Source organism: Nocardioides sp. HDW12B, assembly GCF_011299595.1.
In the GTDB taxonomy this organism is placed as follows: domain Bacteria; phylum Actinomycetota; class Actinomycetes; order Propionibacteriales; family Nocardioidaceae; genus Marmoricola_A.
This window is the reverse complement of record NZ_CP049867.1, coordinates 899358-917009: the sequence shown is the minus strand read 5'-3', so window position 1 is coordinate 917009 and position 17652 is coordinate 899358. Positions and strand designations below refer to the sequence as shown.

The 17652-nt window shown below is 73.7% G+C and carries 18 protein-coding genes; 7 read left to right on the top strand and 11 right to left on the bottom strand.

Annotated features, from left to right (window positions below; all coding sequences use genetic code 11):
• Positions 1–111: 111 nt before the first annotated feature.
• Together G7072_RS04315 and G7072_RS04310 are read right to left on the bottom strand one after the other, a co-directional pair.
• Positions 112–552: a DUF6069 family protein gene (locus tag G7072_RS04315; RefSeq protein ID WP_166084409.1), complete on the bottom strand. Its 441-nt coding sequence runs from the start codon at positions 550–552 to the stop codon at positions 112–114.
• Positions 549–1631: an RNA polymerase subunit sigma-70 gene (locus G7072_RS04310; RefSeq protein ID WP_166084408.1), complete on the bottom strand. Its 1083-nt coding sequence runs from the start codon at positions 1629–1631 to the stop codon at positions 549–551. The genes G7072_RS04315 and G7072_RS04310 overlap by 4 nt, the downstream gene beginning before the upstream one ends.
• A 257-nt stretch (positions 1632–1888) precedes the next feature.
• Between G7072_RS04310 and G7072_RS04305 the strand changes: the two genes are divergently transcribed.
• Positions 1889–2131 carry a hypothetical protein gene (locus G7072_RS04305; protein ID WP_166084407.1) on the top strand — a complete coding sequence of 81 codons (243 nt, stop codon included), beginning with the start codon at positions 1889–1891 and terminating at the stop codon, positions 2129–2131.
• Positions 2132–2231: 100 nt separating this feature from the next.
• On the opposite strand, the gene G7072_RS04300 is transcribed toward G7072_RS04305, so the two are convergent.
• On the bottom strand, positions 2232–3689 hold the full coding sequence (locus tag G7072_RS04300) for an HNH endonuclease signature motif containing protein (RefSeq protein ID WP_166084405.1): 1458 nt from the start codon (positions 3687–3689) through the stop codon (positions 2232–2234).
• 132 nt (positions 3690–3821) lie between these two features.
• Here G7072_RS04300 and G7072_RS04295 point away from each other — a divergent pair, with 132 nt between their 5' ends.
• A complete protein-coding gene (locus G7072_RS04295) occupies positions 3822–4109 on the top strand; it encodes a hypothetical protein (protein ID WP_166084403.1) in 288 nt (95 codons plus the stop codon).
• A 500-nt stretch (positions 4110–4609) separates the two neighbouring features.
• On the opposite strand, the gene G7072_RS04290 is transcribed toward G7072_RS04295, so the two are convergent.
• Together G7072_RS04290 and fabG are read right to left on the bottom strand one after the other, a co-directional pair.
• Positions 4610–4918, bottom strand: a complete 309-nt coding sequence (locus G7072_RS04290; RefSeq protein WP_166084402.1) for a hypothetical protein — start codon at positions 4916–4918, stop codon at positions 4610–4612.
• A gap of 209 nt (positions 4919–5127) precedes the next feature.
• Positions 5128–5883: a 3-oxoacyl-ACP reductase FabG gene (fabG, locus tag G7072_RS04285; RefSeq protein WP_166084401.1), complete on the bottom strand. Its 756-nt coding sequence runs from the start codon at positions 5881–5883 to the stop codon at positions 5128–5130.
• A gap of 125 nt (positions 5884–6008) precedes the next feature.
• On the opposite strand from fabG, the gene G7072_RS04280 reads away from it, so the two are divergent.
• Complete coding sequence (locus G7072_RS04280) at positions 6009–7043, top strand: phosphatase PAP2 family protein (RefSeq protein WP_166084400.1); 1035 nt, start codon at positions 6009–6011, stop codon at positions 7041–7043.
• Here the strand turns inward: G7072_RS04280 and G7072_RS04275 are convergent.
• Genes G7072_RS04275 through G7072_RS04260 form a run of 4 tightly spaced genes read right to left on the bottom strand, consistent with a single transcriptional unit; the run spans position 7012 to position 11454 of the window.
• On the bottom strand, positions 7012–7440 hold the full coding sequence (locus G7072_RS04275; protein ID WP_166084399.1) for an HIT family protein: 429 nt from the start codon (positions 7438–7440) through the stop codon (positions 7012–7014). The genes G7072_RS04280 and G7072_RS04275 overlap by 32 nt on opposite strands.
• A 47-nt stretch (positions 7441–7487) precedes the next feature.
• Positions 7488–10097 (bottom strand): FtsX-like permease family protein, encoded by a 2610-nt coding sequence (locus G7072_RS04270; protein ID WP_346766225.1) that lies wholly within the window; start codon positions 10095–10097, stop codon positions 7488–7490.
• Between the two features lie 5 nt (positions 10098–10102).
• On the bottom strand, positions 10103–10864 hold the full coding sequence (locus tag G7072_RS04265) for an ABC transporter ATP-binding protein (protein ID WP_166084397.1): 762 nt from the start codon (positions 10862–10864) through the stop codon (positions 10103–10105).
• Positions 10861–11454 (bottom strand): PadR family transcriptional regulator, encoded by a 594-nt coding sequence (locus tag G7072_RS04260; RefSeq protein WP_166084396.1) that lies wholly within the window; start codon positions 11452–11454, stop codon positions 10861–10863. Before G7072_RS04260 ends, G7072_RS04265 begins: the two co-directional genes overlap by 4 nt.
• 74 nt (positions 11455–11528) lie before the next feature.
• On the opposite strand from G7072_RS04260, the gene G7072_RS04255 reads away from it, so the two are divergent.
• The 4 genes from G7072_RS04255 to G7072_RS04240 are packed head-to-tail and all read left to right on the top strand — an operon-like array spanning position 11529 to position 15584.
• The gene (locus tag G7072_RS04255; RefSeq protein ID WP_166084395.1) at positions 11529–13016 is read left to right on the top strand and encodes an alkaline phosphatase PhoX; all 1488 of its coding nucleotides are present in this window, start codon (positions 11529–11531) and stop codon (positions 13014–13016) included.
• A complete protein-coding gene (locus G7072_RS04250) occupies positions 13013–14167 on the top strand; it encodes a hypothetical protein (RefSeq protein ID WP_166084394.1) in 1155 nt (384 codons plus the stop codon). Before G7072_RS04255 ends, G7072_RS04250 begins: the two co-directional genes overlap by 4 nt.
• 39 nt (positions 14168–14206) lie before the next feature.
• On the top strand, positions 14207–14674 hold the full coding sequence (locus G7072_RS04245; protein WP_166084392.1) for a GNAT family N-acetyltransferase: 468 nt from the start codon (positions 14207–14209) through the stop codon (positions 14672–14674).
• Positions 14667–15584: a DMT family transporter gene (locus G7072_RS04240; protein ID WP_166084391.1), complete on the top strand. Its 918-nt coding sequence runs from the start codon at positions 14667–14669 to the stop codon at positions 15582–15584. Before G7072_RS04245 ends, G7072_RS04240 begins: the two co-directional genes overlap by 8 nt.
• Before the next feature lie 13 nt (positions 15585–15597).
• Here the strand turns inward: G7072_RS04240 and G7072_RS04235 are convergent, their stop codons facing one another.
• Together G7072_RS04235 and G7072_RS04230 are read right to left on the bottom strand one after the other, a co-directional pair.
• On the bottom strand, positions 15598–16503 hold the full coding sequence (locus G7072_RS04235) for a cation diffusion facilitator family transporter (protein ID WP_166084390.1): 906 nt from the start codon (positions 16501–16503) through the stop codon (positions 15598–15600).
• Positions 16504–16531: 28 nt separating this feature from the next.
• The gene (locus tag G7072_RS04230; protein WP_166084389.1) at positions 16532–17647 is read right to left on the bottom strand and encodes a crosslink repair DNA glycosylase YcaQ family protein; all 1116 of its coding nucleotides are present in this window, start codon (positions 17645–17647) and stop codon (positions 16532–16534) included.
• Between the last annotated feature and the right edge of the window lie 5 nt (positions 17648–17652).

The window sequence follows — 17652 nt, the reverse complement described above, 5'->3', positions numbered from 1 at the left end:
GACCGTGGTGGGAGGCCGTCTCCGGCGTGCTCACCGTCGGCGCCGGTGCGTGCTTGCTGGCGGCCGGAGTCGGCGGGGCGGCCGGCCGCCGGCGGGCACGCGAGGGCGACGTCAGCGCTGCCGCTGGAGCGGACGAGGCTCCGGCTCGTCGCTGGTCGCGGCGAAGCCGCGCAGGCGGCGGGCCAGCGCGGGGATCATCACGGCTGCGGCGACGAGGTGCAGCCCGACGAGGGTGACCACGGTGGACACCGCGGCCCCGGAGAGCAGCGGAGGCACCAGCGAGACGGCCGTCAACGACAGGGTCACCGAGAGGAACCGCTCCGCGGGGCGGGCGCTCCAGCGGTGAAGGGCCGCGGCGATGCCGACGCCCGCGACGGAGAACACCCCGGTGACGAAAGCGATGCCCGACACCGGGATCGGCTCGCCCTCGACGACCTCGAAGTCGACCCCGAGAGTCCGGGCCAGCGCCGCGCAGGCAGCGGTGAGGGCCGCCGCGACGACCGTAGCGAGCAGGCCGGTGACGACCACGCCGCGCGTCCGGCGCCCGCTCACGACGGCTGCTCCGTGACGTCGGCGGCGAGGCCGTAGGCGGGACCGTCGGCAGGGGCGTCGGCGGGGGTCTCGGCGGGCAGCCGCTCCGGCAGCCCGAGCCGCGGGAACTGGTCGGCGTGGAAGATGACGATCTCCGTGACCAGGCCACCGCTGATGCGCAGCACGTCCATCGTCAGCGGGAGGTAGGCGTCGTCCTTCTCCCGCCAGAGGTACGCCGCCACGGCCGGCTGGCGGTTCACAGTCGTGAAGACGGTCCGCATCCGTCCGAGGTCGGTGAAGCCGTCCTGCTGCCAGGAGCTCACCACCGCGTCGCGGCCGACGTCGAGGCCGGGGGTCGGTGGCATCGAGCAGCGGACGTCGTCACGCAGCAGGCTCGAGAGGGTGGTGATGTCGGTGGCCACGCTGGCCTCGGTGAAGCGCCGTACGAGGTCGCGCGTGGCGGCGTCGCCGTCGCCGCCCGTCCAGTCCTGCCGCTCGGCGGGCAGGTGCTCCCGCATGCCTGCGCGGGCGCGCTGCAGCGCGCTGTTGACGGAGTTGACGGAGTCGCCGAGCAGCTCGGCGACGTCCTTGGCCGGCCAGCCGATCACGTCGCGCAGGATCAGCGCGGCCCGCGGGCGCGGGGCCAGGTGCTGCACCGCGACCAGGTAGGCCAGCTCGATCGTCTCCTGGGCGACGGCGGACGTCTCGGGCTCGTCGGACCCGGCCGCGGGGAGCTCGTCGAGCAGTCGGTCGGGATAGGGCTGCAGCCACGGCACCTCCCCGCCGGTCGCCGGCTCCGGCCGGCGCCGCGCGAGCAGGTCGAGGCAGGCGTTGGTCGCGATCCGGTAGAGCCAGGCGCGGAACGTCGAGCGCCCCTCGTAGGTCTCCCGCCGCCGCCAGGCCCGGAGGAACGTCTCCTGCACCGTGTCCTCGGCGTCCTCGAAGGAGCCGAGCATGCGGTAGCAGTGCACGTGCAGCTCGCGGCGGTGCCGCTCCGCCAGCGCCGAGAACGCCGGCTCGTCGAGCTCGCCCAGATCGCCCAGGTCACCCACGTCGCTCTCCTCCGTCACCATCTGCTCCATCACCGTGTCCGCCGTCATCGCGTCATCCTTCCGTCTCGGGGTGTCACAGGTAAGACGGCGGCGGACGTCAGAACTCATCACCGACCACGCCGCGGGATCGATGCCGGGCCCGTGGGGTCCGCGTCGGGACCGTGGCGTCGGAACCGTGGCGTCGGCGTCGGACCGTGGGGTCGGCGTCGGAACTGGACCTCCGGCACCCCCGGGTCCCACTCGCCGCTACCGTCGTACGACGTCGCCCACGACCGCGGGGCGCCAGAGACCCGAGGGGAGCGCGCGTGCGAACGTCGGAGCCCGACCCCCGGGTCCTGGGGAGGATGGCGCTGGGGCTGGCTGTGCTCAGCCTCGTGCTGGCGGCGACCTACTTCTTCAGCCCGCTCGCCTACCTCGTCGGCGCCCTGGCGGTGGTGCTGGGCCTCGTGTCCCGCACGGACGTGCGCAGCCGGTCGCTCGGCACCGTCACCCTGGTCATAGCCGCCGCGGCGATCGCTCTGCCCACGGTGGCGATCTTCTCGATCTGAGCGTGCTCCGCCATCTGCGCGTGCTCCGCCATCCGCGCGTGCTTCTCGATCTGCCCGTTGAGAAGCTTCGCCCGGGGAGTTCCGATGTTCGGGGCGGCCGCTATTGGCGTCGGGGGGTGTCGCGTGGGGTGCGGACGATGCTCAGGCGCCAGCCGGAGCCTCGGCGCACGGTGTAGTCGGGGTGATGGACCAAGGTGTGGTGCCGCCCGCACAGCAGCACCCCGTCAGCCAGGTCGGTGCGGCCGCCGGTCGACCAGGGCCTCAAGTGGTGCGCATCGCACCAGCCACTCGGGCGATCACACCCCTCAGCAGCGCAGCGGAAGTCCTGCCGCACCGCCATCGCCAACCGCTGCGACCGGGAGTACAACCGCCGTGCCCGCCCGTGGTCGAGGACCTCACTGCGCCCACCCAGCACCACCGGGACCAGGCCGGCGTCGCACGCCATCCTCCGTGCCTCACCCGGACTCAGCCGGGTGCCGGTGTCCAACGTCGCCGCCTCCAGCCCACCGTGCAGCGTCGCGAGCGGGATCGTCACCACCACCGTCGCGCTCATCCCCCCGTTCTGCGGGACCCTGTCGACGTCGAGGGTCTCCAGCAGCCGGCAGAACGCCTCGCCCAGGATCCGAGGCCCCGGCTTCGGCGACGGCGAGGACTCGGTGCGGCAGATCGCATCGGCCAGGCCGGGGTTCGCGATCGCGTGCAACGCCGCCCTCAACATGTCCGCATGACGGGTCGACAGCTTCACGTTCAGGTGCGTGGTGCCCTCACCGTCGTCCCACGTCGTCAACCACGTCCGCGCCGCCGCCGCATCCTCCTCCTTCGCCAACCGCGCCGCCTCGACCTCCTCCGCCACCTCGGGTGCGATCACCTCCAGCAACCGCCGCCCCACGACCCGCAGCTGCTCCGCATCCAGCCGGGCCGCCTCGGCGAGCATCACCTTCTCCGCCCGCACCCGGTCCTCGACCTCCAGATCCCCCGGCAACCGGTTCAACGACGACACGATCACCTCGGCCTGCGCGACGTCGAGGTCACCGGCCAACAACGCCGACCCCGTCGCGGCGTACTGTCCGGTCAGCTCCCGGCACCGGCGCACCTCACCGCGCGCCACCCGACCCGCGACCAGCCCGCGGTGGGACAACCACGCCGCGGTGTTCACCGCCGCCGGACCGCCGTCAGCGCACGTGCTGACGTCCTGCTCGTCGGCTCGGGCCAGCAGGGCGAGCTGCAGCCCCTTCAACCGGGCCATCACCTCGCCCAGCTCCAGCACCGCCTCCCCCGCCTCCGCCGCACTCAGACACCCCACCGCGACACCATCGACCCCACCCGCAGTCGCGTCGGCCACCGCGGCCACCAGGCGCCCGGTGAAGCGGTGCACCCGCTGAGTCCGCACCTCCACCGACGAGAAGCCACGCCACCGCCCCTCCAACGGCCACACTCCGGCGTCTGCGCCGGCGACCGCCACAGCGTCCGCGTCAACACCTGCTCCTGAGGCTGCGTCACCGCCGGCGCTGATCGACGCGGATCCGTCGTCCGCGGCCGCGTGGGTGAAGGGCTCCATGGACTGACTCTGCCAGGGACCTCCGACACAATGACCCCCGGAAACCGCACAATCCACAGCCTGATGGCAACGAATTTGTGCTGTGGACAAAACCCGGCGCGCGACCGCCGGATGCCGTGCCATGATGCGACCGTGGACGAGGTGGAGGCGCGAGCCGTACTGGACCGACGCGTCATGCAGCTGCGCGACCAGTCCTACGAGGAGCTCCGCGACACCTGGCTGCTCCGGCCGGACTGCGAGGACGTCACAGGCGCCAGTGGCATCTGGTACCAGGTCGAGATCGAGGCGCTCTGGGACGACAAGAAAGCCAGGACCCTGCGGATGTTCGTCGCCATCGACGACGGACGCGGCTGGCGGGCCTTCGCCCCTCTCACCACGACGTTCGTCGTCGCGCCGGACGGCACCTTCCTCGGAGAATGAGCACGAGTCGCTCGACGCTCCCGCCGCGACCGTGGCACTCCCCTAGTCTCGACGGATGAGCCTGGCTCTCGCGCTCGCGTGGGTGACTGCCGGCGCGTTCCTGGTGGGCGCAGCGACGGCGGTCGTGACGCGGCGCTCGGGCGATCGACCGAGGGCGCGTCCTGGGGCTCTCGCCTGCCTCGCCTCGCTGCTCCTCTGCTGCATCTGGCTCACGCTGCCCGTCCAGGCCGTCAGTGCCACCATCGACAGCGCCCGACCTGGAGAGGTCCAGTGCGGGAGCGCGTGGGGAGCCCTGCAGGGCTCGGCCTGGGTGACGACGGACGCCGGCCCCGTCCTCTCGCCCGCGCACGGCCCCTGCCGAGCCGCTTCGTGGGAGCGCGTCGCCGCTCTCGGGGCCGCCGAGGTGGGCGCGGCTGTCCTCCTGGCTGCAGCGGCGCTCCTCGCCTCCCGTCGCGGTGCAGATCACCGCGCACGAGGCGCGTCCTCCTCCACAGAGGGGCTCAGCGACGGTCGGCCGTCGTCATCCGGAGCTGGCCACTGACGTAGCCGTCTCCGTCGCAGGACGCGCCGTTCGGAAAGAACGGTGTCAGCTCGACGGGCCGTTCGGCCATGGCGACGGTCGCGTCGCGCGCGTCGGACAGCCGGACGGTCACGGTGACCTCACCGGTCTCGAAGTCCCGCCCCAGCTCGTCGAAGGTGACGACGGCCTCGCGAGCGACGGGACCACCGGGGACGCGTCCCAGCCGCGTCGTCGCCGACGCGCAGTCGCCCGCATCGCACACCTCGACGGCGAGACTTCCGGTCGTCACGAAGAGCCCACGTGAGACCTCGACCGCGATGCCCTCGATCCCTCCGACGTCCGTGCACCCGGCACCCTCGCTGCCCCCCCGACTCCGAGGGCGAGCAGCGCGACCAGCGACCAGACGACCCGCACCGGCACCCCCTCACTCACCGGTCGGACGCCGCAGCGCCTCCCTCGGTTCCGTGGAGGACCGAGGAAGGCGCGCGGCGCCTCGCGTCAGACCTTCGCGCCGCCGTCGACGTACAGCGTCTGACCGGTGATGTACGACGCCTCGTCACTGCAGAGGAACGCGGCAGCGGCCGCGATGTCCTCGGGCGCACCGACACGGCGGACCGGGTTGGCCTCCGCGTTCAGGCGGCGCAGCTCCTCCGGCTCCATCTTCAGGCGTACGGCGGTGGCGTCCGTCATCTCGGTCACGATGAACCCGGGGGCGATCGCGTTGACGTTGATGCCGAAGGGGCCGAGCTCGAGGGCCAGCGACCGGGTGAAGCCCTGGACGCCCATCTTGGCCGCGGAGTAGTTTGCCTGGCCGCGGTTGCCGAGTGCGGAGACGCTGGAGAGGTTGAGGATCTTGCCGTACTTCGCCGGCACCATGTGCTTCTGCGCCTCGCGGCTCATGAGGAAGGCGCCCTTGAGGTGCACGTTCATCACGAGGTCCCAGTCGTCCTCGGACATCTTGAACAGCAGGTTGTCGCGGGTGATGCCGGCGTTGTTGACCAGCACGTCGATGGAGCCGAGCTCCTCGACGACGGCGAAGACGGCGCGCTCGACGGCGGCGGCGTCGGAGACGTCGCAGGCCAGGCCGACGGCCTTCTCGGCACCGAGACCCTGCGCGGTGGCCGAGGCGGCGGACTCGTCGAGGTCCAGCACGGCCACGCGGGCACCCTCGTCGGCGAAGCGCTGAGCGGTTCCGGCGCCGATGCCTCGGGCCGCTCCGGTGACGACGACGACCCGACCTGCGTAACGGTTCATTGCTGCTCTCTTCTCCTTGTACGACGACGATCGGCGACGACCCGGCCCCGGTGGGCTCCAGAGGGCACCCTGCCATGCGCCGTCGGTGCGCGCTCAGGGAGCCCCGCGACGGTATTCTCGGCCCCATGCAGAGGGAGGGTTTCCGCTTCGCCGCCTACGTGGCGTTGGCCATGGGTGCCCTGACGCTGGTCATGGCCTGGATCTACGACCTCCCGGTCCGCGATCCCGACAGCGTCGCCGGACCCACCTGGCTGAGGCTGCCGGGCATCCTCCTGCTCGCCTTCCTGGCCGACGTCGTCCCCCGCGCGCTCTGGCGGGCTCGCAACCCGGTGCGGGCGTGGCCGCACTTCACCGCCGTGGTCCGCGAGCGGTGGCACCTGGCGCACGTGAAGTTCGCGCTCGTCGGCCTCGGCGCGTGGTACCTCACCTACGCGTCGTTCCGGAACCTCAAGTCCTTCGTGCCCTTCGTCAACACCCACCTGTGGGACGGCTTCCTCGAGGACGTCGACCGCATCCTCTTCCTCGGCCACGAGCCGGCCGAGGTGCTGCACGCCTGGCTCGGCACCGGCGCCGCGGCCCACTTCCTCTCCTTCGTCTACATCGCGTGGATCGCGTTCGTGCCGGCCTCGCTCGCACTCGCGCTGGTGTGGTCGCGCAACACGCGCGCCGGCGCCTGGTACGTCACCGCCATCGCGGTCGACTGGGTGCTGGGCGCCGCGACCTACTTCGCGGTCCCCACGCTCGGTCCGATCTACTCGCGCCCGGAGATGTTCGCCGACCTGCCCCGCACCGACGTGACCGGGCTGCAGGACATGATGATGGCCGAGCGGCACGACGTGCTGGTCAACCCGTTCACGACCCAGGCCGTGCAGACCATCGCCGCCTTCGCGTCCCTCCACGTCGGCATCTGCGTGACGATGTGCCTGATGGCCGAGCTGCTGCGGCTGCACCGGGCGCTGCGCGTCTTCCTCTGGGTCTTCCTCGTGCTGACCGTCGTCGCCACCGTCTACCTGGGCTGGCACTTCGCCGTGGACGCCCTCGGCGGCGCGCTGCTCGGCACGGCCGGCGTCTGGATCGCGGCCAAGGGCACGGGCAACGCGTTCCGGAGACGTTCGCCGCTGGACGCGGTCAGCTCCCCGGCGCCCGCAAGCCGCTCCTGATCCGTTCGGCGTACGACGCCGCCTCGGCCTCGTCGGCGTACGTCGTGCGCGGCCAGAAGAAGCCCCGCAGCCCGTCCCCCTTCGTCCGCGGTACGACGTGCAGGTGCAGGTGCGGCACGCTCTGGGAGACGGTGTTGTTCATCGCGACGAACGACCCCTGCGCCTCCAGGTCCGTCGTCATGACCGAGGCCAGCCGCTGACCCGCCTCCAGGAACGGGTCGCGCAGCGCCGCCGGCAGGTCGGGCAGCGTCACGACGTGCGCGCGCGGCACCAGCAGCACGTGACCCTTGAAGACCGGGCGGACGTCGAGGAAGCCGACCAGCTCGGGCTCGTCCAGCACGACGTGAGCGGGTGCCTCCCCCGCGACGATCGCGCAGAAGAGGCACCCGCTGGTCATCCCCTCAGCCTAGGTGGTCCCCCCGGACCGCCCAGGCTGACGGAGCCTCACGCCGTCCGACGCGTCAGACGCAGCCGCGACGGGGTCACCAGCCACCCGGCCACCAGGCCGAGGACGAGCACGCTGGCGACCGTGCCGAGCGACGACAGCCACGGGACGTCGACGCCGGGCAGCCCGTCGACCTGGGTGAACGCCAGCCCGGACGGTACGCCGACCGCGAGCCCGAGCACGCAGCCGACGATGCCGAGGAACAGCCCGTGCATCGCGCCCAGCGAGCGCCGTCGCCACGGCCCGGCCCCGACCGCGGCCAGCGTGGCGACGTCGTCGCGGCTCTCGGCCGACGCCATCGCCACCGCGATGCCGACGACGAGGGCACTGAGCAGGCCGGCGACCACCAGCCCGAGGTACTGCGCCTGCTCGGCCCGCAGCTGCTGCGGGTCGTCGCTCTGGCCGAAGATCCCGTAGACCTCCAACCGGTCGAGCACGTCCTGGGTGAACGGCTCCCCGCCGACCAGGAGCGTCTGGGCGAAGTCGCCTCGCCCGGAGAGCGCCTGGCCGGCCACGCGCTCGGCCGTGGCCTCGCTGACGAAGGCGTTGCCGAGGAGGTCGGCGTCGGAGTCGACCGCCAGCCCGGAGGAGACCGTGGTCTGGGGAAGGCGGTCCACCGCGAGCTGCGCCGTCGTGCGCCCGCGTGCCTTCAGCTCGGCGACGTCCCTGTCGGGCACGCCCGTCCCCGCCAGGACGACCAGTCCGCCGTCCTCCAGCGCGGTGACGGCCGCCTCGCGGTCCGCCGCTGCGACGAGGACGGCCAGCGAGCCGGGGTCGGTGATCCGCACACCCTGGGGGGCGCCGGGCACCACCAGGGACCGGTCGGCCGCAACGCCTCGCGCCTTCGGGGTGTCGGCGCGGGGCAGCTGGATGCCGCGGGTCCGGACCGGCTCGACCGGCCCGTAGACCTCCTCGACGGTCGCGGTGGCGGCCGCGGTGTCGTCGCCGTAGAGCACCAGCGAGTTCGGGGGCTGGTAGCCACCCTGCTGCTCCTGGATCGCGGCCGCCGAGGAGAACGCGAAGCCGCTGAGCACGGCACCGGCGACGGTGATGGTCAGCGCCATCACGGCCGCAGCGGAGCGGAAGCGGTGCCGCCCGGCGTCGCGGAAGGCGTAGCGACCCGCGAGGGGCAGCCCCTTCCCCGCACCGGCGACCACGCGCACGACGTACGGCGTCGCCCAGATCGCTCCGACGACCATGAGGACCAGCCCCAGTCCCGCCACGAACGGCGGCAGCGGGTTCTCCTCGGCCCGCGGCGCGAACGCCCGGGCGGTGAACCAGCCGCCGGCCAGGGTCAGCACCAGCCCACCGCCGAGCAGGACGAACGCACCCCGGTGGGCCCGGGCCTCGCCCGGCTTGACCGGGAAGCGCCCCGACAGCGCCGCCACCGGGCTGAGCCGCGCTGTGCTCCACGCCGGCAGCAGCGCCGCCACGACGGCGGTCACGACGCCGAGCAGCGCGACCACCGCGAGCGTGGGTACGTCGACCTCGGTGCGGTACATCGTCCGGTCCAGCAGCCGCTCCCAGAGCGGCACGCCCTCCAGGAAGGCGACGACGCCGAGCCCGACGCCGACCACCGAGGACACGCCCCCGAGCACGAGCCCCTGGGCCAGCAGGGCCCGGCGCAGGTCGGACCGGGCGCCGCCGTTGGCGGCCAGCAGCCCGAGGTCGCGGACCTGGCGGCGGGCGGCGATGGCGAAGGCGGCGCCAACCAGCAGCACGACCTCGAGCATCCCGACGAGCATCACCAGCGCACCGACGACGAGGTGCGTCAGGTCCGGAGCCTCGGTGACGTCGAAGCCCCCGCGCCCCTCCCACGCGGCGGGGTGCAGCACGTAGTCACGCGGGCTGAACGCGATCCCCGCGGCGGCCAGCGAGCCCTGCAGCTCCTTGAGCTCGCTGCGCGGCAGCGAGGGCAGCTCGACCAGGTAGCGCGGACGCTGCGGGTCGCTGGGCGCCAGGCGGCTGTCGAGCGGCGCCACGAGGCCCAGAGCCGGACCGTAGGAGTCCGCGCCGGAGACGACCCCGACCACCTCCAGCGGAGGTCCGTCGGCGACCGCGAGGAGGGCCTCGTCGGCCGGGTCGCCGTCGCTCGTCAGCAGCCCGAGCTCGTCGGCGGCGGCCTCGGTGACGGCCACCTCGTCGGGCGCGGAGGGGGCCCGGCCCCCGGTCAGCTCGGCACCCCCGGCGAACAGCGGGTCGTCGAGGTCGGCGAACTCGACGAGGCCCATCCCCCCGGTGGGCAGGGGGACGTCACGCTGCTGCGGCACGGCCGTGGCCGTGGAGCCGAGGGGCAGCAGGGGGCCGACCTCCACGGAGCCGGCGTCGCGCCGCTGCGCGGGACCACCGGTGCTGGAGGTGTTCAGCCACAGCGCCTCGCGCCGGTCGAGCCGGGACCAGGAGGACACCACGGCCACGCCGTCGGCCTGCCGCATCTGCTCGGTGGCCTCGACGTCGCGGGTGTACTCGGAGTTGGCCGAGGCCAGCGCGGCGACCGTGGCCGCCACCATCGGCAGGGCCACCAGCAGGCAGGTCAGCAGGGCGCGGACCGGGTGGCGGCGGAGGTCACGGCGGGCCATCCGGAGCACCGGACGCCAGTGGCCGATCATGCGGCTCACCGGCCCCACCCGCTGCCGGACAGGAACGCGTCGGGAGTGACGGTGGACCCCGCCTCGTCGACGACCGCGCCGTCGCGCAGGAACACCACCCGGTCGGCCCAGCCGGCGTGGCGGGCCTCGTGGGTCACCAGCAGCGCCGCCGCCCCGGCGTCGCAGCGCGCGCGCAGCAGGGCGAGCACCTGCTCGCCGGTGTCGGAGTCCAGGGCGCCGGTCGGCTCGTCGGCCAGGATCAGGCTGCGCTCCCCAACGACGGCGCGCGCGATCGCGACGCGCTGCTGCTGACCGCCCGAGAGGTCGTCGGGGAACCGGCCGTCCAGGCCGCCCAGCCCGACCTCCTCGAGCGCGGCGGCGGCCAGCTCGGCCGCGCGCCGGGCCTTGACCCGGTCCAGCTCCAGCGGCAGCGCGACGTTCTCGCCCGCGGTCAGGCTGGGGATCAGGTTGTAGTCCTGGAAGACGTAGCCGACCATCCGGCGGCGCACCTGCGCCAGCTCGCCCTTCGACAGCGAGCCCAGCTCGTGGCCCTGCACCCGCACGCGTCCGGCGGTGGCCTGGTCGAGGCCACCGGCGAGGTTGAGCAGGGTCGACTTGCCGGAGCCGGAGGGGCCCATGACGGCGACCATCTCGCCAGGCTGCACGCTCAGGTGCAGCCCGCGCAGGGCGTGGACGGCGGCGTCGCCGCGACCGTGGATGCGGCTGACGTCGACGATCTCGAGCGCCGGTTGGCCCGGCGCGGGGGTGGAGGTCAGGTCGGCGTTCATCGGCGGTCTCCTGGCGTGCGGATCGAGCGGGTCGGCGAGGGGTCGGTGTCCGTGGTGGCGCCTGCCGTGGCGTCGCGCTGGTGCGCCGCCCGCGCCAGCGTGGTCTCGCAGTGGTCGAGCCAGCGGATCTCGGCCTCCAGGCTGAAGCGCATCGACTCCAGCACGAGCGTCCACGAGATCTCGCCCGTCCCGCCCGTCTTGAGGCGGGTGAGGTCCTGCATGGCGGTGATGCTGGCCGCGCGCTGGCGCTGGATGACCTCGCCGACGTCGATGCCGGGCACCGTCACCGCGAGCGCCAGCTTGATGGCCAGCTCGTCGCGCGGGCGGTCCGAGGTCACGACGGGGTGGGCGAACCACGCGTCGAGCTCGTCGCGCCCGGTGTCGGTGATGGCGTAGCGGACGCGACCCTCGGCGTCCTCCTCCTGCGGCTCGACCAGTCCGTCGCGCTCGAGGCGCGCCAGGGTCGTGTAGACCTGGCCGACGTTGAGCGGCCAGGTGGACCCGGTGGTGGTGTCGAACTCGTGACGCAGCTGGTAGCCGTACATCGGCTCCCGCTCGAGCAGGGCGAGCAACCCGTGTTTGATGGACATGTACTGAGTATGCATACCGAGTAGGTGCATACCAAGTATTTTCTGATGCGCGTGTCGCCGCCTAGGGTGGCGCGATGGATTCCGAGACCCCTGACGTCGACCGCCGTACAGCGCTCCGAGCCGGTGCCGCCGCTGCCGCCCTGGCCGGACCCTTCGCCGGCTTCGCTGCCGCCGAGGCCCGCCCCTCGGGCCGCAAGGGAGGGGGCAGGCCGCGCGCTGTCGAGCTGGGACCGGTCGCCGACGAGCGCGACGGCGTCGTCCGCCTGCACCTGCCCAAGGGCTTCTCCTACCGCTCCTTCCACGACACCACCACCCCGGTCGTGCTCGACGACGGCACCAAGCTGCCCGGTCGCCACGACGGCATGGGCGCTTTCCCCGGCTCCGGCGGCACCACGACGCTGGTGCGCAACCACGAGGTCAACAACCCCGTGGGCGCCTTCGGCCCCGGCACGCCGTACGACGCCGCGGCCGGCGGTGGCACCACGACCATCCGCACCACCGCGACCGGAGAGGTGCTCAGCGCCTTCACCAGCCTCAACGGCACGATGATGAACTGCTCCGGCGGACAGATGCCCTGGGGCAGCTGGGTCACCTGCGAGGAGACCGTCAACGGTCCCGACGTCGGCCCGGACTTCACCGGTGCCCCGAACACCACCCTGGAGAAGCCGCACGGCTACGTCTTCGAGGTGCCGGCCGGTGGCCAGTCGAACCGGCAGCCGATCACGCAGGCGGGACGCTTCGCCCACGAGGCGGTCGCCTTCGACCCGCGCGAGGGGCGTCTCTACCTGACCGAGGACAACTTCGGCTTCGCCTCCGGCTACTACCGCTACACGCCGAAGCAGAACCCGATGAAGACCGGCTCCCTGGACAACGAGGGCGTCCTCGAGATGCTGGCGGTCACGAACCAGCCGAACGCCCACCTCGAGGGTCAGCAGAAGCCGGGGCGTCGCTACAAGGTCGAGTGGGTCCGCATCGACGAGCCGGACGTCCTCTACGACTACACCCCGGGCGAGACCGCGCCGACCGCGAACGACGAGGCGATCGTCTTCGTCGGCGACCAGGGCCGGGCGAAGGGCGCGGCGTACTTCTCGCGCCTGGAGGGGCAGATCTATGAGGACGGCGTCGTCTACTTCACCTCCACCCAGGCCGGCGGCGCGCAGGAGTCGGGCACCAAGGCCGACGACCCGGTGCGCGGCTACGGCAAGGGCTACGGCCAGGTCTGGGCCTACGACGTGCGCAGCGAGACGTTGACCTGCGTCTTCCAGTCCCCCGGCCCGGAGGTGCTCGACTTCCCCGACAACGTCACCACGTCGCGCAGCGGCACGCTGGTGGTCTGCGAGGACAGCAGCGGCGACAACTACCTGCGCGGGCTGACCCGCCAGGGCCGGATCTGGGACATCGCGCTCAACCGCCTGACCCGTCCCGACGGCACGCCCCGCTTCGGCGACGAGTTCGCCGGGTCGACGTTCAGCGCCGACGGGAAGACCCTGTTCGTCAACATCCAGGCCAGCGCCGGGATGACCTTCGCGATCTGGGGTCCGTGGAGCAAGATCGGCGTGTGAGGTCCCGCGCCGCTCTCGTCGCCGTCGCCGCCCTGGCCCTGGCCGGGTGCAGCGGCGGCGGCGACGGCGGCGACACGGTCGACGCGGTCGACCCGCGGGGCTCGACCCCGATCACCGCGCGCGCCGTCGCGGCGGTCGCGCTCGACCACCTGCCCGATGACACCGGCGCCCGCAGGGCGACGTACGTCGACGAGACCGACCCGGCGGGCTACGTCGCCGCGGACCTCTGGTACGCCGACGGCGACGGCGACGCAGACCTCGTCCAGGTCAGCATCACCCCTGACGGCCGGATGCCGTCCTGCCGCGCGACGGTCTCGCCCGAGTGCGCCGACCTCGGCGGCGGTGTCCGTCTCGGCTGGAGCGAGGCGACCGTAGAAGACCCCGGCGGCTGGTCGGTGTGGACCGAGCGGGACGGCGCGACGGTGCGGGCCCGCAGCGCGGGGCCACCGCTCGACGGCGACCCCCGCGAGGTCGAGCTCCCGCTCACGGTCGACGACCTGGTAGCGGTCGTCGCCGACGAGCGGCTGCGGCCGCTGGTCTCGGAGGAGGTCGTCGCCGCCGGCGACGACCTCGACGACTGGGAGGGCGGCGAGCCCGAGCCGGGCTCGCTCGACCGGGTCCCGCAGACCAGCGCCGGTCTCGCCGGCACCTTCATGATCGCGAAGGGCACGAAGGCTTGGCGCTACCTCGGCCCCTCCCCCGTCGCCGCCGACCTCGGTGAGGGCGCCGTCGGCGGCCGCGTCCGGCTGGAGCGCGCCGACGGGCCGATCGGGCCCGGCGTCCTCGACGTGGCGGCCGTGCCCACGATGCCGCGCTGGGCGGAGCCGGAGTCCTGCCGGGAGGGATGGCGCTGCTGGGCCCCGGGCGACGCCCGCGTCGTGTGGCGTCCGGCTCGCGGCGAGGACCCGGGCGAGTCGTGGCTGCTGCAGCCGGCACCGTCGCCGCTGGGTGGCGTCGGCGCGCTGCACGTCGTCGGGCGACGGATGCCGGACGGCCCGCGCAACGTGATCTTCTCGGGCTACCGGCGCTACGACGGCTCGAGCGGTCGGCTCACCGACCCGCTCGAGACCTCGGCCATCGGCCTGACCACGGCGAGCAGCCGCATCGACCAGGTCGAGAAGCGAGCGGAGAAGCGTCGTGCGGCCCCGTAGCCCGGTTTGGGCGCCGTCCGGGTCGGCCACGATAGGTGGGTGAGCCCACCGCCGTCCCCCGACGTCCCCCCGGACGTCCCCCAGGTCCGTCGGGCGTCGTACGCCGAGCTCGACCCGGTCACGGCGTACCGCATCCTCGTGCTGCGCGAGCGGGTGTTCATCGTCGAGCAGGACTGCGTCTACGCCGACCTCGACGGCCGTGACCTCGAGCCCGGCACGGTGCACCTGTGGATCGAGGCGGAGCCCACCCGCCCGGCGGCGTACCTGCGGATCCTCGACGACGGCGACCACGCCGCCATCGGGCGTGTGGTCACCGATCCGGCCCACCGAGGACGCGGCCTGGCGGCCGTCCTGGTGACGGCCGCGCTGGAGGTGGTCGGGGACCGGCGCACCGAGATCCACGCCCAGGCCCACCTGCGGGCGTGGTACGCCCGCTTCGGCTTCCTCGTCACCGGCGACGAGTTCCTCGAGGACGGCATCCCCCACCTGCCGATGGCGCGTGGCTGACCGCCCGCCGGAGACGCTGCCCCTGGTGCCGCTCGGCGCGTTCGTGCTCGTGTGGTCCTCGGGCTACATCGCCGGGCCGTACGGCGTGGACCAGATGGCCCCGGTGACCCTGGTGGCCGCCCGGTTCGCGATCGCGGCGGTGCTGGCGGCCGCGCTGGCGTGGGCGCTGCGCGGCCGGCCGCGGATGCCGCTCGGCGTCGCGGCCCGCATCGGCGCGGTCGGGGTGGTGATGAACGGCCTGCAGTTCGGCGCGATGTACGCCGCCTTCGACGCCGGCCTGGGCGCCACCCTCGGCGCCCTCATGCACTCGCTGAGCCCGGTGCTGACGGCGGTGCTGGCCGCCGTCCTGCTGCGCGAGCGGCTCCGGCGGGTCCAGCTGGTCGGCTTCGTCGTGGGGGTGGCCGGGGTGCTGCTGGTGCTCGGCCCCGACGTGCAGGGCGCGGGCGGGCTGCTCGGGGTGGTGCTGGGCGTGGTGAGCACGCTCGCGCTGAGCCTCGGCACGCTCGGGCAGCGCTGGATCGGGCACGCCCCCGACCCGCTGTGGTCGGCGGCGGTGCAGTTCGCCGCCGCCGCTCCTCCTCTCTACCTCGCGGCGCTGCTGCTCGAGGGCACCGACGTGGTCCGCCACCCCGGCGGCGCGGTGGTCGCGCTGGGCTACCTCGCGGTCGTCAACTCGATCGTGGGCCTGCTGCTGCTCGGGACGCTCGTGCGCGCCGGCGGGGCGGGCGCGGCCGGCAGCGTCTTCTTCCTCATGCCACCCGTCACCGCGGTGATGGCGTGGCTGGTGCTCGGCGAGACGCTGACGCCGCGGGAGGTGGTCGGGCTGGTGGTCGCGGTCGTCGGCGTGGCCGTCGCGACCGGCGCGACGACACGGCTGCGCCGCCGGAGCTGGCGGGCTGGCCTCTCCTGAGGCCGCCCCGGTCTCACCAGTCGATCTCGTGGCACTCCGCCGAGGCGTGGGTCTCCACCTGGACGGTGGCGTGCTCGATGCCGTGCTGCTCGCGCAGCACCCGGCGCGCCGCGTCCAGCGCCTGCTGGGGAGGGACGGTGTCGGCGACCACCAGGTGGGCCGTGGCGACGAGCATCCCGGAGGTCAGCGTCCACGCGTGCAGGTCGTGGACGTCCTCGACCCCGCGGACGGCCTCCAGGTCGGCCACCACCGCGTCGAGGTCGAGACCCGCGGGGGCGTGCTGACCGAGCACGGCGAGGACCTGACGTCCCAGCGGCACGGCGCGGACCGCGACGAAGACGCCGATCGCGACGGCGACCGCGGTGTCCCACACCGCGTCTCCGGTGAGCCCGACGAGCACGCCGGCGGCGATCACCCCGACGCTGCCGGCGGCGTCGGCGACCACCTCGAGGTAGGCGCCGCGCACGTTGAGCGAGTCGCGCGAGCCGGCCCGCAGCAGCCCGATCGCGGCGACGTTGACGGCCAGCCCGAGGGCGCCGACCACCAGCATCGGCGTCGAGGACACCTCCGGCTCGTCACCCGCCCGCGCGACCGCCTCGAGCACGACGTACACCGCGACGCCGAGCATGAGCAGCACGGCCAACCCGGAGGCGAACACCTCGGCTCGGTAGGAGCCGTAGGTGCGGCGGCCGCTGGTGTCGGGACGGGTGGCCACCGTGGTGGCCACGAGGGCCGCGCCGAGCGCGACCACGTCGGCGGCCATGTGGCCGGCGTCCGAGAGCAGCGCGAGCGAGCCGGAGGTCAGGCCGACGACCAGCTCGACGACGAAGAACGTCGCGACGAGCGCGAAGGCGACAGCGAGCCGCGACCTGTGCCTCCCAGCCGCGTGGCCCGTGGTGTGCGCGTGACCGTGCCCCATGGCGTCAGTATCCCCGCCCGGCCGCGACTCAGCCGGGCAGGTCGAGCGCCAGACCGAGCCAGTCGGCGAGGGCAGCGACCTCCTCGTGCACGGCGTCGCGGGTGTCAGCGTCGAAGGGCTCGTCCTCGTGCAGCGCGGCGACGCGGAGCACGCCGGCGTCACGGTCGGCGCGGGCGTCGAGCTTGCCGACCAGCCGGTCGCCGTGGAGGACCGGCAGGGCGTAGTAGCCCCAGCGCCGCTGGGCCTCCGACTTGTACATCTCCAGCACGTAGTCGAACGCGAACAGCTCGGTCGTCCGCTTGCGGTCGGCCAGCAGCCGGTCGAACGGCGACAGCAGCGCCGCCCGACCCTCGAAGGGCGCGTCGAGGCGCGCGAGCTCGTCGGGGTCGACCTGCCAGCGACCCTTCACCCCCTCGACGGTCACCGTCACGCCGGCCTCCCCCACGTCGACCGGCTCCATCGGCACCACCCGCCGGCCGGCGCGTGCGATGCCGAGGGCGGCCAGGCGGCGTACGTCGCGGGCGCGGGTCGCCTCCTCGAGCGGGACCGTGGGCACGTCGGGGTAGATCCGCTCGGCGAGGTCCCAGAGCTTCTCGCGGCCCTCCTGCCCCGCGACGGCGACCTCGCCGCGACCGGCGAGCTGGCCCAGCAGCATGAGCACGTTGCGGCTGTTGTTCCAGCCGCTGGAGCGCCACGGGACCACGCAGGTGTCGGGCAGCTGCGAGGCCGGCAGCGGTCCGTCGCCGCGGAGGCGCTCGAGCAGGTCGAGGCGACAGGCGTTGTTGGCCTCCACCCAGGCCAGCAGGCCGTCCTGCCACGGCTTGCGGGGCTCCGGACCGGGCCAGGCGTCCATCTCGGCCCGGAACAGCGCGATGTCCTCCGCGGGGCGGGCCACCCCGTCGAGCTCGACCAGCCGCTGCTCGTCGAGCGCGTCGCGCAGGTCACGCACGTCGTACGCCGCACCGAGGCGGCTCCAGAGCACGAGGTCGGCGCTCGGGGCGACCGGCCGGGTCGGCTCGAGCTGCACGAGCGTCAGGTGGCGCACCGTGGCGAGGAGGTCGGTGGGGCGGGGCAGGGTCAGCAGCTGCGCGCGGACGGCGATCCGGCGCGCCTCGGCGCGGCTCAGGTGAGGGACGTCCGCCATGGCGC